Origin of the sequence: Streptomyces sp. NPDC058697 (assembly GCF_042715345.1) — a bacterium.
Classification (GTDB): Bacteria; Actinomycetota; Actinomycetes; order Streptomycetales; family Streptomycetaceae; genus Streptomyces; species Streptomyces liliifuscus.
This window is the reverse complement of record NZ_JBHXSU010000007.1, coordinates 135,810-157,290: the sequence shown is the minus strand read 5'-3', so window position 1 is coordinate 157,290 and position 21,481 is coordinate 135,810. Positions and strand designations below refer to the sequence as shown.

Here is a 21,481-nt window from a genome sequence, read left to right as displayed (position 1 = left end):
GCGTAGGGCAATTGATGATTGATGCCGGATCAGAAAAGGGATGTCCGGCGGGAGGTCACCGCGGAGGTGGACCCGCTGTGGGGATCGGAATGTGCGGTGCGGGCAGGGAATGCGTGGTGCGGGAGAGAAGGGCGAGTGCGTGGGCGGAGGCCGAGCCGGGCGCCGCGGTGACCATGACGATCCGCTGGTCCGATTCGGCCTGGAGGGTCTGCTGGGTCACCTCGATCGAGCCCACCAACGGATGCCGCATGGTGTAGACCGCGACAGGGCAGGCGCGGACCCGGTGGTCGGCCCAGAGCGAGTCGAATTCATGGCTTTTCAGCAGGAGACGCCCGACGAGCGAGGCCATTTTCGGGTCGTCCGGATGACGGCCGGCCGCGAGGCGCAGCGTTCCGACCACATCGCGGGCCTTCTGCTGCCAGTCGGCGTACAGATCCCGCGTATGGCCGTCGCAGAAAATCAGCTCCGCCATGTTCGGCCGCTCCGCGGGCCGGTCCGGGCTTTCCGGGTCGAGGTGCCCCGCGAACAGCAGGTGCCCCGTCCGGTTCCAGGCCAGGATGTCGCAGCGGCGGCCGAGGACGACCACGGGCACATCGGTCAGGGCCGACACCAGCTGGCGGACCGACGCGGCCAGCTGCTCGGGCGGCACCCTGCGCGGCTTTACCGGGCGGCGCTGCGCCACGGCGAGATCGTGCAGGTGGAGACGGTCGGCGTCGTCCAGATCCAGGGCCCGGGCGATCGCGTCGAGGACCTCGGGTGAGGCGTTGGACGAGTGCCCCTGTTCGAGCCTGGTGTAGTACGAGGAGCTCACTCCGGCCAGGAGCGCCAGCTCCTCGCGGCGCAGGCCGGGCACCCGCCGTCGTTCCCCGTACGTGGGGAGCCCCACGTCGTCCGGCCGCACCTGGGACCGGCGTTTCTGCAGGAACTCCCCGAGGGGCCGCTTTCCGTTCATGACTCATAGTCTGGAGCGCCGCTTCAGGACCAACCATCCCCTGCCGAGGATAGGCAGGGGATGGTGAGGGGGATGTGAGGCAGGGGGCGGTGAGGGAGGAAGAGAACCGGCCATGGCGAGGATCGTCGTACTCGGTGCCGCGCTGGGCGGCCTTCAGACAGCGTTGCTCCTCGCGCAGGACGGCCACGAGGTGGCCGTCCTGGAACGCGATCCGCAGCCCCCGCCGCCCGACGCGGAACCCGCCTGGTCACGGTGGCCACGCCCCGGTATCGCCCAGCTGCGCCAGACACACCTCCCGCTGGCGTGGTGGCTCCAGCTGGCCGAGGCCCATCTTCCGGACCTGGTCCGGGAGATGACGGAGGCGGGGGCCGTACGGATGAACGTGCTGGCGCCCGAGCCGGGCTTCCGTGGTCCGCCGACGGCCGGGGACGAACGGTTCGACACCCTCGCCGCCCGGCGTTCCCTGCTCGAAGCGGCCGCGACGCGCGTCGCCGAGGGCGCGGGCATCCGCATCGATCGGGGCGCCGTCTGCCGGGGCCTGCGCAGTTCACCGGGCCCGCGGACCCCGTACGGTGGCACGTCCGGCGATCGCGTTCCTCTGGTCACCGGAGTGGAGACCGACGCGGGCGGTACGGCGGCCGATCTGGTGGTCGACTGCACCGGTCGCCGCTCCCAACTCCCCTCCTGGCTGCGGGCCATCGGCGTGCCGTGTCCGGTGGACGAGTCCGGCCGGCGCGGCTTCACCTACTACAGTCAGTACTTCCGGTCCGCCGACGGCGCGATGCCGACAGAGCGGTTTCCCCTGGTGGTGGAGCACGGATCGCTCGGCCTCCTGCGCATCCCGGCCGACCACGGCACCTACTCGGTCTGTCTCATCGGCCGCAGCGACGACGAGCAACTGCGGCGGGCGCTGCGGAACGAACGCGTCTGGTCCGCCGCCGTACGTCTGTTCCCCGGCGCGGACCGCTGGCTCGACGGGCGGCCCGTCACCGACGGCATCCAGATCATGGCCGGTCTCACGGACCGCAAACGGCCCCTGTACGACTCCCGACGGCCCCTCGTCGCCGGGCTGGTGGCCGTGGGGGACGCCTGGGCCATCACCACGCCCACCGTGGGACGCGGGCTGGCGATGAGCCTGCAGCACAGCCTGCTCCTGCGGGACGCCCTGCGACAGACGGGCAGCGCCCACCCCGTCGAACTCGTCACCCGGTTCGCCGAGGCGACCAGGGACGGCCTCGGACGGATCTACGAGCAGACCGCCGCCTACACCCGCCACCGCCTCGCCGAGATGGACGCGCACACGGCCGGGACCCGCTACCGGAACCCGGAATGGACTCGCGCCAGAGCACTCGCCCTGCTCGCCCAGCGCGACACGGACGCACTGCGCGCGGAACGAGCCGCGGCCCATCTCCTGCCCGGCGCCCACGAGTTGCTGCGCGCTCCGGCCCTCACCGACGCGGTCACCCGGCTCGTCCCCGAGGTGGAGCGACAGGTCCCACCCGGCCCCTCACGGGCCGATCTCCTCAAGACCATCGAAGGGTGAGGCTCCCTCTGCCCTTGCCCCTGTCCCAGGGCCGCGGGTCAGCCCCACGTTTCCAGAAATCCGGTGGCGGCCCGGTCCGGTGGCGGTGACCATCACGGCATGGGCATCTTCCTGGAGACCGACCGGCTCGTGTTGCGGCCGTTCACCGCCGCCGACGTCGACCGTCTGCTCGCGCTGGACGGCGACCCCGACGTCATGCGCTTCATCAACGGTGGCCGCCCGGTGAGCCGCGAGGAGATCCGGGCGAAGACCCTGCCGCGGCTCCTGCACGATCATCCGGGCCTTGGAACCCGCGGCTACTGGGCCGCCGAGGAGAAGGCCACCGGGCTGTTCCTGGGCTGGTTCGAGTTCCGGCCGCTGGAAGAGGAGAGCCCGGCCGTCGTCGAACTCGGCTATCGGCTCAACAAGGCCGCCTGGGGCCGCGGTTACGCCACCGAGGGATCGCGGGCCCTCATCGACAAGGGCTTCACCGACCTCGGGGTCGAGCGGGTCACCGCCAACACCATGACGGTCAACACGGGATCCCGGCGGGTGATGGAGAAGGCGGGCCTGTCCTTCGTCCGGACCTTCACCCAGGACTGGCCGGACGCGCTCGCGGGCTCCGAGCACGGCGAGGTCGAGTACGAACTCACCCGGACCGAGTGGCAGCGACAGCGGTAGCGTCCGTGGACCGCGGCGGCCCACCGGACTCGTCCGTCACACCACACCGTCACGGGCGAGCGTCACAGCGGCACCGGCTGCCCAGCCGGCGTCCACCCAGCCCGGCTACGGCTTGATACCCACTCCGGTCCACAGGCTGACCTCGGCGTCCGTCGGCCGGTGCTCCGTGGCAGCGTTGTCATCCTGCGCGTCGGGGCGCCAGCGGTGGCCGACGGTGATGCCGGGTTCGAGGAGGTCGAGGCCGTCGAAGAAGCGGGCCACGTCCTTCTGGGAACGGAACTGCACGGGGGTGCCGGCGCCCGTGTAGATCGCGGTGACCTTCTCCCAGGTGGTCGGGTCGAAGTCGGGCGTGCAGTGGCTCAGGGCCAGGGCGCTGCCGGAGGGCAGGGCGTCGAGCAGACGGCCGACGATCCCGTACGGGTCCTGGGCGTCGGTGACGAAGTGCATCAGGGCGTTCAGGGACAGCGCGACGGGTCGGCCAAGGTCCAGCACCTCGGCCAACTCGGGGGCGTTCAGGAGCGATTCGGGGTCGTTGGCGTCCGCCTCGATGTACGTGGTGCGGCCCTGGGGGGTGCTGCGCATCAGGCGTTCCGCGTACTTGAGGACGAGGGGGTCGTTGTCCGCGTAGACCACCCTGGCCTCGGGGACCACGCTCTGGGCGACCTGGTGGAGGTTCGGTTCGGTGGGGATGCCGGTGCCGATGTCGAGCCACTGCCGGATGCCGTGCTCCCGTGCGAGGACCCGGGTGGCGCGGTGCATGAAGGCCCGGTTCTCGCGGGCGCACACGAAGATGCCGGGGTAGGCCGCCGCGACCGTCTCCGCCGCCTGCTTGTCTATGTCGAAGTGGTCCTTGCCGCCCAGGTAGTAGTCGTACATACGGGCGGAGTGCGGCCTGCTGGTGTCGATGTCCCGCGCGGCCTGGGAGTTGCTCATTCTTGCCCCTTCAGTGGTGTACGTCGGCGTGCCGGGCGGGTCGTAGCCAGGGCCGACCCGGGTTCTGCCCGTTCGTGGTGTGGTTCAGCCGGCCGCCAGATGATCGGCGAGGCCCTTCTTGACGCCGGCGACGAACGCGGCGATCTCCTGCGGCGTGTAGATCAGCGCGGGACCTGCGGGATCGGTGGACTGCCGCAACGCCACGCGGCCGTCGGCGAGTTGCTTGGTCTCCACGCACTGCCCCCCGTTGGGGCCGCTCCACGGACGCTCCCAGCCCTGTTCGCCGAGTTCCGACGCGGGCATTCCGTTGTACACACTTCCGTCGGTGGTGGTCATGAGTACTCCTTGCGCATGCGGTTCAACAGGGCCTTGCTGTCCGCGGACGAGGTGAGCAAGGACATCCGGTTGTGCGCCTCCAGATGACCGGCGACGTCGGAGCGCTGGTCCAGGTACACGGAGGCGGAGAGAATCTCGCTGTAGACGATGTCCGGCAGTTCCCGCTCCTCGAACCGGAAGTAGGTGAAGGGGGCGCAGGCTCCTATGTGGGCTCCTGCGGTGAACGGCACGACGTCGACGCTCACATGCTCCAGTTCCGAGACCGCGAGGAGCCGCTCGATCTGCTCCCGCATCACCTCGGCACCGCCCACCATCCGGTGCAGTACGGTCTCCTCCATCACGACCCATAACGTGGGCGCGTCCGGTCTCTCCAGCAGGCCCTGCCGGCGCAGCCGCAGATCGACCCGCCGCCCCAGGTCCTCGTCGCTCTCGTTGGGGAAGCCCCCGCGCAGTACGGCACGCGCGTAGTCGTACGTCTGCAGCAGCCCGGTGACGTAGTGCGGCTCATAGGTGCGCAGCGTCTTGGCACCGGTCTCCAGGCTCACGTACGCGCTGAACCAGTCGGGCACCACATCGCGGTACGCGTGCCACCAGCCGGGCTCGTTGGCCCGCTCGGCCAGGGTGACGAACTCGTCGACCTCCTGCTGCGCGGCCCCGTAGGTCTGCAGCAGTTTCTCCACGTAGAGGGTCTTGAGCGCGACCTCCGCCTTCTCCAGCCTGCGGATGGTCAGCGGCTTCACGTGCAGGGCCTTCGCCGCGTCCTCCAGCGAAACTCCCGCACCCTGCCGCAGCTCCTGCAGCCGCTTGCCCAGGATCATGCGGAGAACGGTGGGTGCACTGGTGCCGACGCCCGAACGAGCTTCGCTCACGCCCTACCTCCTGAGGAACTGTCACCAGTACGAGTCTGACAGCGACTTGCTGATGGCACCAGACGGATACCGTCTTGCTGAAATTATCAGGGAGACGGTTGCAGCGTGAACTGAGCTACCAGCATAGTTAGTTCTGTGAGCGATCCCACCGAACGCGCGCGCATCGCCGTCAACACCCGCCACGCCCCGTGGAGTTGGCGCACCTCAGCGTTCGGACCGCAGGCCGCCGGAACACCCCGCCGGACGGAGCCGAAGGTCGTGATCCCCAACTCTCCCAGCGCTCCTCCCTGTTGGAAGGCAATCACCGTGTCCCCCCACACGACTCCCTCCCTTCGGCTCTTAGGCTCCACGAACACGGACACAGCACACTGGCTCGAACTCCCGGCGCACCGGACCAGCGTCAAGGTCGCCCGCAACACGCTGGGCGAGCGGCTCACCGCGTGGCGCCTGCCCTGCGAGGTGCGCGAGGACGCCGTACTGCTCCTGTCCGAGCTGGCCACGAACGCCGTACTGCACACGGTCAGTACGCGGATTCTGTGCGGCGTCGGGCTCATGGCGGACGGGGGCCTGCAGCTGGAGGTGCACGACGAGGACCGCACGGGCCGCCTCCTGCCCCGGTGCGATCCGGGCCCCGACGACGAGAACGGCCGCGGGCTGCTCCTCGTACAGCACATAGCCGACACCTGGGGAGTCGACCGCTCCACGCTCACCGGGGGTCACGCGGTCTGGGCGACCCTGACCGACGGCGTCTGAACCCACCCGAAGCGCGCGCCGAGGTCCGTACAGCCCGCGACCTCTCGCATGCGGTCAGTAACCGCTGTGACACCTGAGGCCCCTGATCACGCTGTCGGAGTGGTGGCCCGTGCCGAGGCGCGGTGCCCCGCGCCCGGATCTCCCTGCCATTTCCGTGACGTCTTCGCCGGACAACCACTGCTGTGTTGGGAGATGGTGAAGGCAGACGAGAACGGCACCGGAGGAAACGGTGGGCACGGTAGAACAGGGGACAGTCGGCACAGGGAACGGCGTGCCGCGTAAACGGGCGAAAGCGGTGCCTGCAATGAGCGCAGCCGGAATTCCCGTGTCCGACGACGACGAACGGGTCCGCGGGCCGTTACAGCCGAGCGCGCTGCTCGACGTGCTGGGCGTGGCCTCGGTGGTGCTGGACACCGAGGGACGCGTCGTGCTGTGGAGCCCGCAGGCCGAGGAACTGTTCGGTTACACGGCACGCGAGGCGCTGGGCGAGTACGCGGCCCGGCTGATGGTGCACGAGCAGCACGTCGACCTGGCCGTGAAGCTGTTCACCGACGTCATGGACACCGGCCACGGCTGGGCCGGCGGCTTTCCCGTCCGGCACAAGGACGGCAGCACGCGGCTCGTGGAGTTCCGGAACATGCGGCTCCTGGACGACCGCGGTGGGGTCTACGCGCTGGGTCTCGCCGCCGATCAGGCGACCGTGCACCGCCTCGAACGGGATGTCGCGCTCTCCGTCCAGATGGTCTCGCAGTCCCCGATCGGGCTGGCCGTCCTGGACAGGGACCTACGGTACGTGTCGGTCAACCCGGCCCTGGAGCGGATCAACGGCATCTCCGCCGCCGAGCACGTCGGCCGGACGATCCGCGAGGCCCTGCCGTTCCTGGACGCCGAGGCCATAGAGTCCGCGGCGCGCCGGGTCCTCGACACGGGCGTCCCGCTCGTCGAACAGTCCACGATCGGCCGGACCCCGGCCGATCCGGATGAGGATCATGCCTGGTCGGCCTCGTACTACCGGCTGGAGGACTCCCTGCAGACCGTGCTGGGGGTCGCCGTCTCGGTCGTCGACGTGACCGAGCGGCACCGCTCGGCGATCGAGGCGGAGACGGCGCGACGGCGTCTCACGGTCATCGCCGACGCCTCCGCCCGCATCGGCACCACGCTGGAGCTGGACCGCACCGCCTGTGAACTGGCCGACGTGGCCGTGCCGGAGCTCGCCGACATCGCGTCCGTAGACCTGCTGGAGGCGGTGGTGGAAGGCCGCCGCAGCGACCTCGGCCCCACGGAGCCCACCCTGATCCGTACTCTGGCCGTCCGGGCGGATCACGCGGCCACCGAGGCTCCCGACGGGGCCGCATCGCGCGGACAGGTCACCCGGTACGGTTCCGACCGCCTCGTCACCCAGTGCATACGTACGGGCAGCCCGGTCATGGTGTCGCAGGTGAAGGACGAGGACCTGCTCCGTATCGCCCAGGACCCCCGGGCGGCCGTGCTCCTGGGCCGGGCGGGCGTCCACTCGTACCTGGCGGTGCCGTTGGTCGCGCGCGGCGAGGTGCTCGGCGCCCTGGATCTCAAGCGGACGCGCAACCCGCTGCCCTTCAGCAACGACGACCTCGTGCTCGCCCGCGAACTGGCCTCCCGCGCGGCCGTGCAGATCGACAACGCCCGCTGGTACCAGAACGCCCGCAACACCGCCGTCGCCCTGCAGCGCAGTCTGCTGCCCAGCCACCCGCGCATGACCACCGGCCTGGAGGTCGCCTCCCGCTACCAGCCCGCCGGAGCGGCCGGTGAGGTGGGCGGCGACTGGTTCGACGTCCTCCCCCTGGACGGCGACAAGACCGCGCTCGTCGTCGGTGACGTGATGGGCAGCGGCGTCAACGCGGCCGCCACCATGGGCCGACTGCGCACCGCGACGAGCACCCTCGCCTCGCTCGACCTCGATCCCGCCCGCCTCCTCGAACAGCTCGACAAGACCACCGGGGGCCTGGACGAATCCATCGCCACCTGCGTGTACGCCGTCTACGACCCCCACAAGCATCAGTGCAGGATCGCCAACGCCGGGCACCTGCCGCCGGCCCGCATCCGCGCCGGCCACCCTCCCGAACTGCTCGACCTGCCCACCGGGGCACCGCTGGGCGTGGGCGGCGTCGCCTTCACCACGACCACCGTCGACCTCGACCCCGGTGACCAGCTCGTGTTCTACACCGACGGGCTTGTCGAAACGCGTCAGCACGACCTCGACGACCGCCTCAACACGCTCCTGGGCCTCCTCGACGACCCCACGCGGCCCCTGGAGGACGTCTGCGACCTCCTCCTGAGCACCCTGCACCACCCCGACAACCACGACGACGTGGCCCTGCTCATCGCCCGCGCCCGGCCACAGGCGTAGGGATCCCCCACCCATGACCAACCTCGCCCAGCTGCGCAGGACGGCGCTCTCGCTCCCTGAGTCGGCGGAGCGGAGCATCGCCCCCGGCACGAAGTCGTTCACCGTGCGCGACAAACGGTTCGCCGCGCTGAGCAAGGACGACTACGTGCAGCTCCACCTCCCCGCGGCGGACGCGGACGAGGTCCTTGCCGCGCACGCGCCCAAACGACTGGCGGCGCAGGCACAAGCCGCGGAGACGGCGGCTGCCGGTGAGGTCGGCGACCTGCCCAGGGCCATCGGAAATCCCGCCACCCGGGCGCTCTCCAACGCAGGCATCACGACGCTCGCCCAGGTCGCCGAATTGAGCGAGGCCGAGCTGCTGGCCATGCACGGAGTCGGCCCGAAGGCGGTTCGCCTTCTCGGCGAGGCACTCATGGCGACGGGGCACCGCCCGGCGGGACACCGCTCCAAGGGCTGACGCGGACGCGGCGGTTGCAGTCGGCCCGGCAAGGGACGGAGGGCGCGGCGAGTCTGCGGTCTCAGGGTTCGATGACGAGGCGCTCGACGAGGCCGCCGCGGAGCGTGAACCGGTAGTGCAGATCTACGGTGCCGCCGGGGAAGTCGCCTTCGAGGTGCTGAGTCGCGATGTAGTGGTCCGCGTCGGTCTGCCGGGCGGCGGTGAGCTGGACGGTGTAGGTGAATTCGGTGGCGGCTGCGTCCAGCCATCCCTCGATCGCTGCGGCGCCCTCGTACGTCTTGCCGTCGTCGACCACCGTGGCGTCTCCGGTGAACGCCGTGACCGCGGTGGCGGTGTCGTGGGAGCGGTGTGCCGTCAGATAGCGGGTGATCACCTCGGGCAGGGCGTCCAGGGCGATGGTCCGGGGCTGGTTGTCGTGCATGACGCTCCTCGGGGAGAGGGGGAGGGTGGTGGCGGAATCAGACGGTGGGGGTGGTGCCGCCGTCGATGACGTGCTCGGCGCCGACGATGGCCGAGGCGCGGTCGGAGACGAGGAAGGCGACGAGTTCGGCGACTTCCTCGGGCCGGTTGGGGCGGCCGAGCGGTATGCCGCCGAGCGAGTCCATGAGCCGGCCCAGCGCCGCTTCCTCGGTGATGCCTGCCTCGCGGGCGATCCGGACGACGAGGTCGTCGGCGGCGGACGTCTGGACGAAGCCGGGCGAGACGGAGTTGACGCGGACTCCCTGCGGGGCGACCTCGTTGGCCAGGCCCTTGCTGTAGGTGGTCAGGGCGGCCTTGGCTGCGGCGTAGGCCAGGGTTCCGTTCCACAGCGGCATGCGGCGCTGGATCGAGGTGACGTGCACGATCGCACCCTTGCCGCCGGCGATCATGTGCGGCAGAAGAGCACGGTCCAGACGGACGGCGGCCAGCAGGTTCGTGTTCAGCTCCCTGGTCCAGTCGTCCTCGCCGAGCGCCGCGAAGCCGCCGGCCGGTGCCTCGGAGCCGCCGAGGGTGTTGACGAGGATGTCGACGCCTCCCAGACGGGCGTCCACCTCCGCGACGACGTGGGCGGCGCCCTCCGCGGTGGACAGGTCGGCTCCGACGAAGGTCTTCTCCTCGACGTCGTCGGGGCGGCTGCGGGCGGTGACGAGCACGGTCGCACCGGCCTGGGCGAGGCGTCTGGCGATGGCGGCCCCGGTGCCTTTGGTGCCGCCGGTGACCAGGGCGCGCCGGTCTTCGAGGGATTCACTGAGGGGTGTGGGCATGGTGCGCCGCCACTTCCGGTATGACTGCTAAAATAGAAGCTATTAACTTCGACTTTAGCAGTAACTGAAGGGACGGTCGCCGTGGCAAGCCGGATCAGGCTCGAGGACCGGGAGTGCCCGCTGTCCACGACGGTGCAGCACGTCGGCGAGTGGTGGACCTTGCTGATCCTCCACGACGCCTTCGACGGCTACACCCGCTTCGACCAGTTCCAGGAGAGCCTCGGCATCTCCTCCAGCATGCTCACCACCCGGCTCAAAACCCTCGTGGAGGACGGGCTGCTGGAGCGCCGGCCCTACCAGACGAACCCCGTCCGCCACGAGTACGTCCTGACCGAACTCGGGCACTCCCTGCGACCGGTGATCGTCACCCTGGCCGCGTGGGGCAACTCCCGCCTCCCTGCGGCGGAGCGCAGCATGATCCTCGTCGACGCGCACAGCGGCCAGGAGGTCGAGCCTGTCGTGGTCGACGCCAGGACCGGCCGCCGGCTCGACGACAGCGCCGACTACGTCTTCGCGGCGGGTCCCGCGGCCAGCGATGCGATGCGCAGCCGCTACGTGATGCGGCCGGGGAGCGCGGCGGAGGAGACGTGAGGCGAGGGCGCGCGGCCGGGCTCTCGTGTGGGCGCGGCGGGCGGCCGGTGGGGGCCGATCGCGCAGTTCCCCGCGCCCCTGAAGGGCGCCGCCGAAGGGAGCAGCTCCACGCGCCCCAAAGGGGCGCGGGGAACTGCGCGGCCCGCCCCCACCGGCCGCCAAGTCCTCAGATGCCGGCAGCCGCCCCCCGCGCCGAACGCCTCAGCTCGTGAACATCGCGGTCCCGTTCACCCACGTTCCAGTGACCGCGCCGGCCCGCTCCGAGGCGAGGAACGTGGCCAGTTCCGCGACCTCCTGAAGCCGCGGTGACGCGGGCAGCATCCGCAGGCCGTCCAGCGTGTCGAGGATGCCCCGCAGTGCCTCGGGGCTCGCCATCGCCGGGTTCACGGCGCCGAGCTTCTCCGGTGTCAGGGTCTCCGGCACTCCGGCCACCCACAGCCCGAGCGCCCGTACGCCGTTGGGGCCGAGCTCCTGTGCCAGCGCGCGGATCAGTGTGTCGATCGCCGCGTCCGCGGGGCACGTACCGCCCATCATCGGACTGGCGTGCGAGGAGCCGCTGTTGAGGGCGAGGATCACTCCGGAGCCCTGCTCGGCCATGCGGCGGCCCGCGGCCCGGGCGGTGATGAAGTTGGTGGTGATGCCGGTGGTCACCGGGCCGGCGTAGTCGGCCACCGACATGTCCGTCAGGGGCGTGCCCTGCACGTCGTTGCGGGTGATGAGGTTGAAGGAGATGTCGACCGAGCCCGCCTCCGCCAGCACGGTGTCGGCGTGCTCCTCCACCGACCGCTCGTCGAGCGCGTCGACCACGGCCACGTGCGCCCGGCCGCCCGCCGTCTCGATCTCCTCGGCCACCGCCTCCAGCTTGGCGGCCGTCCGTCCGGCGAGGAAGACGCGGGCGCCCTCGCGGGCGAAGGTTCGGGCGACGGCACCGCCGATGCTCCCGCCGGCCCCGTAGATGATCGCGTTCTTGTCCTGCAGCAGCATGATGGCTCCTGGTCCGCAGCTGTCGTGATCCGAAGATGTCGGCCATACAGACGCACGGCGGCCGCGTCACTCATCGCTCCTGTTCGGAAATTTTCAGCGGCAGCCCGAAAGCCGGCAGCAGGTGCGGCTCGAACGTGGTGATCTCCGCGATCCGGCCGTCCTCGATCCGCAGGACGTCCAGGGTCTGGGCGCGGTAGACGGTCGTCCCCGGCCGCTGGACGTAACCGCCCACCGCCGGGAGCCCGTTGGCCCAGGTCGGCAGGTGCCGCCACCGGCCGAAGTACATCGGGGAGGCCGGGTCGAGAGTCTGGCCGACGAAGGCGAGAATCGCCTCGCGTCCGGCGAACCAGAACGGGTTCGGCGGCATGGTGAGCTTGGCGTCGGCGGTCAGCAGCTCCGCCATCGCGGCCAGATCGAGCCGCTCGGCCGCGTCCCGGTAGCGCTCGACCACCTCGAGCTCCTCCCGCGTCGGCGCGGCCGCGGGTGCCCACTCCGTACGCCGGCCCGCGGGGAGGTGCTCGCGCAGTGCCGGCCGGGCACGCTGCAGGGCACTGTTGACGGAGGCGGTGGACAGCTCCAGCAGCCCGGCGGTCTCCGTGGCCGGCAGACCCACCACATCGCGCAGGATCAGCACCGCCCGCTGCCTCGGCGGCAGATGCTGCAGCGCGGCGAGGAAGACCAGCTCGACCGTCTCCCGCGACAGCGCCTGCGACTCGGGGCCCGCCTCCTCGGCCGGAATGTCGGCGAGCAGCTCGTCGGGGTACGGCTGCAGCCACTCGATCCGTGTCGGCGGCTCGCCCTTGCCGTGCTCCATTCCGGGCAGCCGCTCGTACGGGTGCGGGGTGCGCTGGTGGCGGCGCAAGTGGTCCAGGCAGGTGTTGGTGGCGATGCGGTACAGCCAGGTACGTACGCTCGCCCGGCCCTCGTACGCCTCCCGGCTCCGCCAGGCTTTCAGGAACGTCTCCTGGACCAGGTCCTCGGCCTCGTCGTACGAGCCGGTCATGCGGTAGCAGTGCACCTGAAGTTCGCGGCGGTACGGCTCCAGGAGCTCGGCGAAGCCGGCGTCGGCGTCGGTCTGCTGCGGCACGACGGAGCCTTTCGGGCGGCGACTCGGGTCTGGTGCGCCGTCATTGTGCCAGCCGGGAGGCTCCGCAATGCGGGTCCGGCCGTGTGCCGTGCGCGCGCCACACACCGCAGGGCACCGACGCGGCTGAATGCATGGACGGGTACGCCGACACCGGGGCGTTGTCAGTGGTGGCAGGCAAGATGACGGGCATGACGACACCAGTTGCAGTGATCGTGGATGCCGCCGCCTACGCGCAGGCGGTCGAGGACGCGGTGAAGGCTTCGGCCGCCTACTACGCGGGCGGCACCTCGGTGCTGGACGACGACTCCTACGACCGGTTGGTGCGCGGGATCGCTGCGTGGGAGGCCGACCATCCCGACGAGGTGCTGCCCGATTCCCCGAGCGGGAAGGTCGCCGGGGGCGCGGTGGAGGGGGATGTGCCGCACACGGTGGCGATGCTGAGCCTGGACAACGTGTTCTCGTCCGAGGACTTCACCGCCTGGACCGCGTCGCTGGCCCGGCGCATCGGGCACGAGGCGGAGCAATTCAGTGTCGAGCCGAAGCTCGACGGTCTGGCGATCGCGGCCCGCTACACGCGCGGGCGCCTGGACCGGTTGATCACCCGGGGCGACGGCACGGCCGGGGAGGACGTGTCGCATGCGATCGGCACGATCGAGGGCCTGCCCCAGGAGCTGGCCGAGCCGGTGACCGTGGAGGTGCGCGGTGAAGTCCTGATGACGACCGCCCAGTTCGAGCACGCCAACGAGGTGCGCACCGCGCACGGCGGGCAGCCGTTCGCAAACCCGCGCGGCGCCTCGGCGGGCACTCTGCGGGCCAAGGAGCGTGCCTACACGGTGCCGATGACGTTCTTCGGCTACGGCCTGTTGCCTCTCGCCGACACCGAGGCGGAGCTCGCGGAGCGGCTGGGCGAGAGCGCGCACAGCGACCTCATGGTGCGGGCCGCCGAACTCGGCGTGAACACCACCGCGACCACTGCCGTGCCCGGTATCACCGCGGAGACGGCCGAGCAGGTACTGGACCGGGTGCGGGAGATCGCCACGCTGCGGGCCGAGTTGCCGTTCGGGATCGACGGCATCGTCATCAAGGCGGACCTGGCCGCCGACCAGCAGGCCGCCGGCTCCGGCTCGCGCGCCCCGCGCTGGGCGATCGCCTACAAGCTGCCCGCCGTGGAGAAGATCACCCGGCTGCTGGAGGTGGAGTGGAACGTCGGCCGCACCGGGATCATCGCCCCGCGCGCGGTGCTGGAGCCGGTGGAGATCGACGGCGCCACCATCACGTACGCCACCCTGCACAACCCGGCCGACATCACCCGCCGCGACCTGCGCCTGGGCGACCACGTGATGGTCCACCGAGCCGGTGACGTCATCCCCCGTATCGAGGCGCCCGTCGCCCATCTGCGCACCGGTGCCGAACAGCCCATCGTCTTCCCCAAGGTGTGCCCGCGCTGCGGGGCCGGTATCGACACCAGCGAGCAGCGGTGGCGCTGTGAGAACGGCCGCAACTGCCACTTGGTCGCCGCCCTCTCGTACGCCGCCGGCCGCGACCAGCTCGACATCGAGGGCCTGGGCCACACGCGCGTCGTGCAGCTCGTCGAGGCGGGCCTGGTCAAGGATCTCGCCGATCTGTTCTCCCTGACCCGCGACCAGTTGCTGGGTCTGGAGCGGATGGGCGAGACCAGCACCGACAACCTCCTCGCCGCGCTCGACACGGCGAAGGGGAGACCGCTGTCGCGGGTGCTGTGCGCGCTCGGGGTCCGCGGCACCGGCCGGTCCATGTCCCGGCGTATCGCCCGGTACTTCGCCACGATGGGCCTCATCCGCGCCGCCGACGCCGAAACGATGCAGCAGGTCGAGGGCATCGGCACCGAGAAGGCCCCGTCGATCGTCGCCGAACTGGCGGAACTGGCCCCGCTGATCGACAAGCTCGCCGCGGTCGGGGTGAACATGACCGAGCCGGGTGCCACACCGCCCCAGCCGGCCGCGGAGAGCGGCGAGGACGACAGCGAGGGGAGCGTCAGGGAGAAGGCCGAAGAGGGTGGCGCGAGCGAGGCGGCCGGTCCGCTCGCGGGGATGACGGTGGTGGTCACCGGTGCGATGACCGGGCCGCTGGAGAAGCTCAGCCGCAACCAGATGAACGAACTCATCGAACGCGCCGGTGGCCGCTCCTCCTCCAGCGTCTCCAAGAAGACCACTATGGTCGTCGCCGGTGAGGGCGCCGGATCCAAGCGTGCCAAGGCCGAATCCCTGGGCGTCCGGCTGGCCACGCCGGACGAGTTCGCCGTCCTCGTCGCCGACTTCGTCGACTGATCCCACCCCGAGCGATGGGCCCGATGAGTTTCTCCCGCCGAATTCGTCCTTACATCCGATGAGCGACGACGATCGACGAGCGATCGACGGCAGATCGACGAGAAGGAGATGTTCACCATGGACGGATCGGCACGGCAGGAAGCCTTGGAGAGGCTGGACGTTCTGGCCGGCGAGTGGGTGGTGGAAGCCGACTTTCCCGGCCTGGACACGCCTGCCGCGCGCAGCGTGTTCGAGTGGACCCTGGACCGACGGTTCCTGGTCCAGCGCACCGAGATCTCGCTGGCCGAGGCCCCGGACAGCATGGCGGTCATCGCGACCGACCCGGAGACAGGCGCGTACACACAGCACTACTTCGACTCACGGGGCGTCGCCCGGGTGTACGCGATGAGCTTCGACGGCGACGTCTGGCGGCTGCTGCGGGAGGCGCCGGACTTCTCGCCGCTGGACTTCCGGCAGCGGTTCACCGCACAGGTGAGTGACGACGGCACCACCATCCGTGGCAGCTGGGAGACCTCGCACGACGACTCGACCACCTGGGAGCACGACTTCACAGTCACCTACCGCAGGAGTCGTTGAGATGACAGTCAGCGGATCAGCGGCCGAGGTCGCACGCGGCATCGTCGACGCGAACAGGTACATGGTGCTCGCCACCGCCGACAACGCCGGAACGCCATGGAGTTCCCCGGTGTACTTCGCGCACCGGGGATACCGCGAGTTCTTCTGGGTCTCCTCGCCGCGGGCCACCCACTCCCGCAACATCGCGCTACGCCCCCAGGTCGGCATCGTGGTCTTCGACTCGTCGGTGGCGATCGGTACCGGACAGGGCGTGTACATGCCCGCCGTTGCCGGCTCGGTGGGCGCCGCGGACGCGGAGGACGCGCTGGCGGTCTTCTCCCGCAGGTCGGTCACGCATGGCGGCCGGGTGTGGACGGTCGAGGACGTCCAAGAGGCTCAAGGCGTCTCCGGTCTTGCCCTCTACCGCGCGGTTGCCGATGAGCATTCGATGCTCGCCAAGGACGGACAGCCCGATCATCGCGTGCCCGTCCAGCTCACTGGCTGATCGCTTGCGTGGGGCAGTTTCAGGGCTTGAACCTGATGCCGGCGGCGATCGGGAGGTGGTCGCTGCCGGTGGCGGGGAGGGTGCGGATGTCGGTGACCACCATCGAGCGGGTCATGACGTGGTCGATCCGGGAGACGGGGAGGGCCGCGGGCCAGCTGAAGGCGAAGTTTCGCCCTGCCGAGTCCATCCGCTCGGTGACCGGGTCCAGCCCGCGGTCGTCCACCGTGCTGTTGAGGTCGCCCAGCAGGATCACCTTGGCCAGCTTCTCGGCGGCGATGGCCTCACCCAGCAGGCCGGCGCTCTCGTCCCGCCAACCGGAACTGAGGCCGTTCCATCGGATGCGGACCGAGGGCAAGTGGGCGACGTACACCGCGATATCGCCCTGTGGCGTGCGTGCCGTGGTCCGCAGGCCGCGGTTCCAGCCCTCCGGGATCCCCTCCGGTTTGATGTCCACGGGCCGAACGTCCGACAGCGGATACTTCGACCAGAGTCCGACGGTTCCTTCGACCGCGTGGTGGGGGTAGTCCGCCGCCAGGGCCGTCTCGTAGTCCGACAGTGCGGAGGGCGTCAGCTCTTCCAGGGCGACGACATCCGGTGCGGCCTCGATCAGGGCACTCGCGGTGCCCTCGGGGTCGCTGTTCTCGTCACTGACGTTGTGCTGGACCGCCACGATGTCGTGCGCGCCACGGTCTTCCTCCGCCAGCGCCATCCCGCCGAAGAGGTTCCCCCAGACCGCCGCGGGCAACAGCAGGGCCACCAGCGCGACGGCCGAGCGGCGCAGCAGCGCCAGGACGAGCAACAACGGAACGGCCAGGCCGAGCCAGGGCAGAAACGTCTCCAGCAGGCTGCCAAACCGGCCCACCGCATTGGGCACAACGGAGTGGAACGCCATCAGCCCGGCCGTCAGCACGGCGAGCGAAGCGAGAACACGCCCGCGCGCACAGGCCGACCGGCCACCCGTGCCCTTGCCCCACCGCCGCCACTCGACGGCCCTCAGCCACCGCCGAACCGCCTCAGCCTTCGCCCCCGGCGCCACCCGGCTGTTCGCCTGCTCCCCCACGTCCCACCCATCCGCCCCGGCCCCGTCCCCACGCCACATCCATGAGCACGAGGTGCCCTGTACGACGCAGAGTCCGAAGATCAGGTTCCAGATGGCATGCACGGATCCTCAAGGCAGAGGCCCAAGCGCCCATCGGACCGTCAGCGAGAATATGGACGCCCTCCGCCGAACAGATCGACGTGCATGAGACTGTCCTGCGTGAGCGCGCCTCGTTGTTCGTCGGCGGTGTGTCGGCGGGCGTTGACCTGGGAGGAATCGACAGCATGATCATCTTTGGCACCAAGGGATATCTCTACCAGCTCGCCATACTGACGCTGGTGTGTGGGCAGTGCGGGAATCCCTCCGCGCACACGCTCAGGAAGCGCGTCACGAAGTTCACGCTGTTCTTCGTGCCGCTGTTCCCCTTCTCGACGAAGTACCAGACGCAGTGCACCTTCTGCGGTGCTGAGCAGAAGGTGACCAAGGAACAGGCGGAGCAGTTGCAGGCTCAGGCCGCAGGTGGCCAGGGCGGTCAGCCGTACGGTCAGCCGCAGCCGCCGCAGCAGCAGCCGTACCAGTCCTGAATCCGGCCGGGAGCGAGGGCGGGGGCAGGCCGTCGGCCTGGGCGAAAAGCGCCCAGGCCAGCGTCGATCGTCAGGCCTTACAGCAGCACCGCACCCACGACGACCGCCGCCACTCCGATGAGCAGCGCCACGACGCTGAGGGCCATGTCGAGTGAGCGGGAACGGTGTTCTGCCGTGAGGTTCGGGGTGAAGACGGCGGGGTCGTCGGGCGTGTAGTGGATCGTGACGTCCCGGCCGTACGAGTTCGGCGGGTCCGGCAGTTCGTCGGCGCAGTAGGCGATGACGGTTGTGCCCTCGTGGGTGGTGAAGGCGATGACCGGGGTGTGGCTGGTGGAGGTGTGGCCGTCGCTGTCGGTGCCGGTGTCCGTGAGCACGGCGATGACACGGCCCTGAACAGAGGGTTGAGAGGTCAGCGCGTCGATACGGCGGCTCTCCACGCGTGCGTTCTGAGGCATATGGAACACGCCGGACACGGTCCAGGGCACGCCGAAGCCGATCAGGGCCCACGGCCAGCTCCAGTCGATCGCGGCGAAGACCACGAGACCGACGTAGATCAGGAAGACCGCGAAGTTGGGCCACCCGAGCCCGCGCCGACCTGCCCAGAGGTCGCCGGCGAACTGGTAGGCGTGCGGTCTCCCGCGCGGATAGCGGACGCCGATCTCCCGGCCCGTCCAGGCCACCGAGATCCTCTCCCCGTGGTCACCGTCGTTCGTCACGGTGAACTCCTGGCCGGTGGACGGGTCCTGGAAGGAGACGACCACGGGTATCCCGTCGCGCTGCGAGCTTCCGCGCCTGGGCTCGCGCACCCGTTCGATCCGTCCCATGACCCGGACCGCCCGCTGCGCCGGGGTCATCCCGGCCAGCGACCGGCCGTACCCGACCAGCGCGACGGTGCCGAACGCCCCGCACCACAACGCCAGATAGCCCTGCAGACCCATGTGCCTTCCTGTTCCTCTTAGCTGTTCCTCTTCAGCTGTTCCTCTTCAGCGAGACGCGGCCGACGCGCGCCGTCCGTCAGTGCGCCGGGCTGCGCCGCACCACCTTGCCCTGCGCGTCAGCCTCCAGCGAGGCCGTTGCCACGGCGCCCGTCACACCGACCCTGATGGTGAGGGAGCCGGTGAGCCGATCGACGGTCACCTGCCAGGTCTGCGGTGAACCGACATCCAGCTCACTCCTCGCCTCCTCGACCAGGGCGGGGAAGCGGTCGTACGGCAGGGAATCCGGGTCGAACGTCGGGGCCTGCGAGCCGGTGGGCGCGTACTCGACCGACAGCAGCCGATCCTGTACGACGACGGTGAGCGCCTCGCGAGCGTCCGTGCCCTTGGTGAGCCGGCCGACGGCCTTGCGCAGCTCGCCCTTGTCGAGGAACGACTGGTTCGGGCCGAGGGTGACCGTGCCTGAGGCCGACGACTCCACCGTGGTCGACGAGGAGGAAGAGGAAGAGGAGGAAGAGGAGGAGACCGAGGGCTTGTCGGGGGCGCCCTCGTCGAACAGGTCGGCGCGGAACAGCAGGACCACACCGGCCGCGGCGAGCAGCAGGGCGACCAGCGTGACGAAGCCGACGGCACAGCCCTCGGAGGACTCGCTCACCAGGACCGGCCCCGGGGCCGAGTCGAGGCGGGCGCCGGCCATCCGCTCCTCCCACTCCGGCGTCGGCCACTTCACGATCCTCACCTGCCACGGCCGGTCCGGCGGGTACTGGACCACCACGACGACACCCGGCCGGTGGTCGGGCAGGTCCGCGAGGTTGATGTTCTGGGTGAAAGCGACGCGGTACGCCGGTCCGTCGTCCGGCGCGACCGTCAGATCGAACCGCACGGCCACGTCGCTCGTCGCCTCGCCCCCGACGGCCTCCAGAGTCTCGATCACCGCGAGCGCGGTGGACGGCGCGACCGCCGCCTCCCGGGCACGCCTCGGCACACCGGCGAGGAAGAAGAGCAGACCGTAGACAGCGGGCAGTCCCACACTCGCGACACACAACGGCACACTCTCGATGACACAGCCGACGACGAACGCGGCCAGCGACGCCCCGATCACGCCGCCCGTGAGGAAGCCCAGGGCGAGGGCGACGGGTTTGGTGCGGGTGGGTGGCGCGCTCGTGATGATCGTCATAGGAGTGACTGTGCCGGGTTCGGGTGACGACCGGTAGATCTCCAAGCTCTGTCTCCGGGGTTGAGGGCCTCTGTGTGTACACGTCTCGGCGGGTAAGTGCCTGCGGCACCGTGAACGGCTCCGGCGAGGTGAGGTGGACGGTGGGTTCCAGGCAGACGGAGACGACGACCGGTGAGAAGAACAGGGCCGTCATCATTTCAGGTAGGCGACGGAGAGCCGTAAGGCATCGGGGCGTGGTGGACATTGCTGGGCATGAACGCGGATGAGCGGAGTGAACGGCTGGAGCAGTTGTTCCGGCAGACCTTCCGCCGGGTCATGGCGTACTGCCTGCGCCGGGCGGGTGAGGCGGCGGCGCACGACGCGGTGGCCGAGGTGTACGCGGTAGCCTGGCGCAAGAGGCGGCAACTGCCCGTCGATGACGAGGAGGCGGTGCTCTGGCTGCTCGGCATCGCACGCCGGGTGCTGGCCAACCAGGCGCGCAGTCAACGGCGTTGGGCTCGGCTGTTGATGCGGGTCGCCGAACGGGCGGAGCACGATCCGCCGCCCGCCACCGACCCGTACGGCGCGGAGGACTCGGGCGACGGCCTCACAGCGGCCCTGGCACAGGCCTCGGACGCCGACCGGGAGTTGCTGCGCCTCGCGTACTGGGACGACCTGTCCCGCAACGACATCGCGACCGTGCTGGGCATCTCCGTCGGCGCCGTCGACACGCGCCTCCACCGGGCCAGACAGCGGCTGCGTCAGCGCCTCGCCACGGCAAGCCCGCACCAGGATCCGTCAAAGGAGAAGGACCATGCTGAGCGATGACGTGCTCGACCGAATGCTCCGCAACAGCGATCCGGATCCCGGCGACGCGGCCACGGACCCCAACTCGCTCACCGCGCAACGGATTCTCGCCCAGGTACGCCGGCGCACCCGGCAGAGGCGCAGGCGCACCCTGATCATGGCTCCGGTGGTGGCGCTGGTCGTGGCGGGCGCGACCGCGGGGACGTACGCCTGGGTGGCCGGCGACGGCAAGGGACACACTCTGGACTCGACGGGGCTGAACTGCGTCTCCTCCAGCCAGAGCGACGCCTCCATCGGCTTCGACCCCGGAACCGACGATCCGGTGGCCGCGTGCCGCAAGGCGTGGCCCGAGATGTTCGGCCAACCGGCACCCGACGCGCTCACCGCATGTGTCGACAGCTCTCTGCAGGGTTCCATCGAGGTCTACCCCGGCGGCAAGGACCAGTGCGCACGCCACCGTGCCGACCCCTATCTCGGGCCGACGCGGGAACAGCTCGGTCTCTCCCGCCTCCGTGCCGACCTCAAGGAACACTTCGCCGATCGCACCTGCATCCCCCACCCCGAGCTCCGGAAGGTGATCGGCGGGCTGTACGCCCGGTACGGCCTCGACGGCTGGGAGGCACGCCACTTCCAGACTGCTGACAAGGAACCGGAAGGCCCCTGCGCCGACATCAGCTTCATTGACGAACCGGAGCGCGTCATCTGGCTCGGGGACCACAAGGACGGCGACCCCATCAACTGGCCGTAGACCGCCCCACGTCCGTCCGTCCGGTACGGCGTACGGCCCGGAGTCCTGGGC

Annotated in this window: 23 protein-coding genes; 12 read left to right on the top strand and 11 right to left on the bottom strand. The window is 70.2% G+C overall.

The window, feature by feature from the left end; genetic code table 11:
- Nucleotides 1–55: 55 nt before the first annotated feature.
- Entirely contained in the window at nucleotides 56–952 is an 897-nt protein-coding gene (locus tag ACFWXQ_RS19010; RefSeq protein WP_383953573.1) for a helix-turn-helix domain-containing protein, read from the bottom strand.
- A 112-nt stretch (nucleotides 953–1,064) separates the two neighbouring features.
- Here ACFWXQ_RS19010 and ACFWXQ_RS19005 point away from each other — a divergent pair, with 112 nt between their 5' ends.
- Both ACFWXQ_RS19005 and ACFWXQ_RS19000 read left to right on the top strand, forming a co-directional pair.
- A complete protein-coding gene (locus ACFWXQ_RS19005; protein ID WP_383953571.1) occupies nucleotides 1,065–2,495 on the top strand; it encodes a hypothetical protein in 1,431 nt (476 codons plus the stop codon).
- 99 nt (nucleotides 2,496–2,594) lie between these two features.
- Nucleotides 2,595–3,155 carry a GNAT family N-acetyltransferase gene (locus ACFWXQ_RS19000; RefSeq protein ID WP_383953569.1) on the top strand — a complete coding sequence of 187 codons (561 nt, stop codon included), beginning with the start codon at nucleotides 2,595–2,597 and terminating at the stop codon, nucleotides 3,153–3,155.
- Nucleotides 3,156–3,260: 105 nt separating this feature from the next.
- On the opposite strand, the gene ACFWXQ_RS18995 is transcribed toward ACFWXQ_RS19000, so the two are convergent.
- The 3 genes from ACFWXQ_RS18995 to ACFWXQ_RS18985 form a co-directional block, all read right to left on the bottom strand.
- Nucleotides 3,261–4,088, bottom strand: coding sequence for an SAM-dependent methyltransferase (locus ACFWXQ_RS18995; RefSeq protein ID WP_383953567.1), 828 nt, complete (start codon nucleotides 4,086–4,088; stop codon nucleotides 3,261–3,263).
- 84 nt (nucleotides 4,089–4,172) lie between these two features.
- The gene (locus tag ACFWXQ_RS18990) at nucleotides 4,173–4,424 is read right to left on the bottom strand and encodes a DUF397 domain-containing protein (protein ID WP_143642426.1); all 252 of its coding nucleotides are present in this window, start codon (nucleotides 4,422–4,424) and stop codon (nucleotides 4,173–4,175) included.
- The gene (locus ACFWXQ_RS18985) at nucleotides 4,421–5,293 is read right to left on the bottom strand and encodes a helix-turn-helix domain-containing protein (RefSeq protein ID WP_383953565.1); all 873 of its coding nucleotides are present in this window, start codon (nucleotides 5,291–5,293) and stop codon (nucleotides 4,421–4,423) included. Before ACFWXQ_RS18985 ends, ACFWXQ_RS18990 begins: the two co-directional genes overlap by 4 nt.
- Nucleotides 5,294–5,428: 135 nt before the next feature.
- On the opposite strand from ACFWXQ_RS18985, the gene ACFWXQ_RS18980 reads away from it, so the two are divergent.
- The 3 genes from ACFWXQ_RS18980 to ACFWXQ_RS18970 all read left to right on the top strand — a co-directional run bounded on the left by ACFWXQ_RS18980 (nucleotide 5,429) and on the right by ACFWXQ_RS18970 (nucleotide 8,889).
- Nucleotides 5,429–6,046, top strand: a complete 618-nt coding sequence (locus ACFWXQ_RS18980) for an ATP-binding protein (RefSeq protein ID WP_383953563.1) — start codon at nucleotides 5,429–5,431, stop codon at nucleotides 6,044–6,046.
- Between the two features lie 304 nt (nucleotides 6,047–6,350).
- Nucleotides 6,351–8,432 carry a SpoIIE family protein phosphatase gene (locus ACFWXQ_RS18975; RefSeq protein ID WP_383953561.1) on the top strand — a complete coding sequence of 694 codons (2,082 nt, stop codon included), beginning with the start codon at nucleotides 6,351–6,353 and terminating at the stop codon, nucleotides 8,430–8,432.
- Between the two features lie 13 nt (nucleotides 8,433–8,445).
- Nucleotides 8,446–8,889: a hypothetical protein gene (locus ACFWXQ_RS18970; RefSeq protein ID WP_383953559.1), complete on the top strand. Its 444-nt coding sequence runs from the start codon at nucleotides 8,446–8,448 to the stop codon at nucleotides 8,887–8,889.
- 61 nt (nucleotides 8,890–8,950) lie between these two features.
- Here the strand turns inward: ACFWXQ_RS18970 and ACFWXQ_RS18965 are convergent, their stop codons facing one another.
- Both ACFWXQ_RS18965 and ACFWXQ_RS18960 read right to left on the bottom strand, forming a co-directional pair.
- Entirely contained in the window at nucleotides 8,951–9,310 is a 360-nt protein-coding gene (locus tag ACFWXQ_RS18965; protein WP_383953557.1) for a nuclear transport factor 2 family protein, read from the bottom strand.
- Nucleotides 9,311–9,347: 37 nt separating this feature from the next.
- Nucleotides 9,348–10,133 carry an SDR family oxidoreductase gene (locus ACFWXQ_RS18960; protein ID WP_383953555.1) on the bottom strand — a complete coding sequence of 262 codons (786 nt, stop codon included), beginning with the start codon at nucleotides 10,131–10,133 and terminating at the stop codon, nucleotides 9,348–9,350.
- Between the two features lie 81 nt (nucleotides 10,134–10,214).
- Here ACFWXQ_RS18960 and ACFWXQ_RS18955 point away from each other — a divergent pair, with 81 nt between their 5' ends.
- Nucleotides 10,215–10,724, top strand: a complete 510-nt coding sequence (locus tag ACFWXQ_RS18955; RefSeq protein WP_386268638.1) for a winged helix-turn-helix transcriptional regulator — start codon at nucleotides 10,215–10,217, stop codon at nucleotides 10,722–10,724.
- 201 nt (nucleotides 10,725–10,925) lie between these two features.
- On the opposite strand, the gene ACFWXQ_RS18950 is transcribed toward ACFWXQ_RS18955, so the two are convergent.
- Complete coding sequence (locus tag ACFWXQ_RS18950) at nucleotides 10,926–11,708, bottom strand: SDR family NAD(P)-dependent oxidoreductase (protein ID WP_383946777.1); 783 nt, start codon at nucleotides 11,706–11,708, stop codon at nucleotides 10,926–10,928.
- 70 nt (nucleotides 11,709–11,778) lie between these two features.
- Nucleotides 11,779–12,864, bottom strand: coding sequence for a sigma-70 family RNA polymerase sigma factor (locus ACFWXQ_RS18945; protein ID WP_383946788.1), 1,086 nt, complete (start codon nucleotides 12,862–12,864; stop codon nucleotides 11,779–11,781).
- A 119-nt stretch (nucleotides 12,865–12,983) separates the two neighbouring features.
- Between ACFWXQ_RS18945 and ligA the strand changes: the two genes are divergently transcribed.
- The 3 genes from ligA to ACFWXQ_RS18930 all read left to right on the top strand — a co-directional run bounded on the left by ligA (nucleotide 12,984) and on the right by ACFWXQ_RS18930 (nucleotide 16,161).
- Nucleotides 12,984–15,101 (top strand): NAD-dependent DNA ligase LigA, encoded by a 2,118-nt coding sequence (gene ligA, locus ACFWXQ_RS18940; RefSeq protein WP_383946774.1) that lies wholly within the window; start codon nucleotides 12,984–12,986, stop codon nucleotides 15,099–15,101.
- Nucleotides 15,102–15,218: 117 nt separating this feature from the next.
- Nucleotides 15,219–15,677, top strand: coding sequence for a hypothetical protein (locus ACFWXQ_RS18935; protein ID WP_383946771.1), 459 nt, complete (start codon nucleotides 15,219–15,221; stop codon nucleotides 15,675–15,677).
- A gap of 1 nt (nucleotide 15,678) precedes the next feature.
- The gene (locus tag ACFWXQ_RS18930) at nucleotides 15,679–16,161 is read left to right on the top strand and encodes a pyridoxamine 5'-phosphate oxidase family protein (RefSeq protein ID WP_383946768.1); all 483 of its coding nucleotides are present in this window, start codon (nucleotides 15,679–15,681) and stop codon (nucleotides 16,159–16,161) included.
- A 19-nt stretch (nucleotides 16,162–16,180) separates the two neighbouring features.
- On the opposite strand, the gene ACFWXQ_RS18925 is transcribed toward ACFWXQ_RS18930, so the two are convergent.
- Nucleotides 16,181–17,053 carry an endonuclease/exonuclease/phosphatase family protein gene (locus ACFWXQ_RS18925; protein WP_383946786.1) on the bottom strand — a complete coding sequence of 291 codons (873 nt, stop codon included), beginning with the start codon at nucleotides 17,051–17,053 and terminating at the stop codon, nucleotides 16,181–16,183.
- A 431-nt stretch (nucleotides 17,054–17,484) separates the two neighbouring features.
- Between ACFWXQ_RS18925 and ACFWXQ_RS18920 the strand changes: the two genes are divergently transcribed.
- A complete protein-coding gene (locus tag ACFWXQ_RS18920; RefSeq protein WP_383946766.1) occupies nucleotides 17,485–17,784 on the top strand; it encodes a zinc-ribbon domain-containing protein in 300 nt (99 codons plus the stop codon).
- 77 nt (nucleotides 17,785–17,861) lie between these two features.
- On the opposite strand, the gene ACFWXQ_RS18915 is transcribed toward ACFWXQ_RS18920, so the two are convergent.
- Together ACFWXQ_RS18915 and ACFWXQ_RS18910 are read right to left on the bottom strand one after the other, a co-directional pair.
- Complete coding sequence (locus ACFWXQ_RS18915; protein ID WP_383946763.1) at nucleotides 17,862–18,722, bottom strand: DUF3592 domain-containing protein; 861 nt, start codon at nucleotides 18,720–18,722, stop codon at nucleotides 17,862–17,864.
- Between the two features lie 76 nt (nucleotides 18,723–18,798).
- Nucleotides 18,799–19,896 carry a hypothetical protein gene (locus ACFWXQ_RS18910; RefSeq protein WP_383946760.1) on the bottom strand — a complete coding sequence of 366 codons (1,098 nt, stop codon included), beginning with the start codon at nucleotides 19,894–19,896 and terminating at the stop codon, nucleotides 18,799–18,801.
- Nucleotides 19,897–20,148: 252 nt separating this feature from the next.
- On the opposite strand from ACFWXQ_RS18910, the gene ACFWXQ_RS18905 reads away from it, so the two are divergent.
- Both ACFWXQ_RS18905 and ACFWXQ_RS18900 read left to right on the top strand, forming a co-directional pair.
- Nucleotides 20,149–20,703, top strand: coding sequence for an RNA polymerase sigma factor (locus ACFWXQ_RS18905; RefSeq protein WP_383946757.1), 555 nt, complete (start codon nucleotides 20,149–20,151; stop codon nucleotides 20,701–20,703).
- Nucleotides 20,690–21,430, top strand: coding sequence for a hypothetical protein (locus ACFWXQ_RS18900; RefSeq protein WP_383946754.1), 741 nt, complete (start codon nucleotides 20,690–20,692; stop codon nucleotides 21,428–21,430). Before ACFWXQ_RS18905 ends, ACFWXQ_RS18900 begins: the two co-directional genes overlap by 14 nt.
- Nucleotides 21,431–21,481 lie beyond the last annotated feature (51 nt).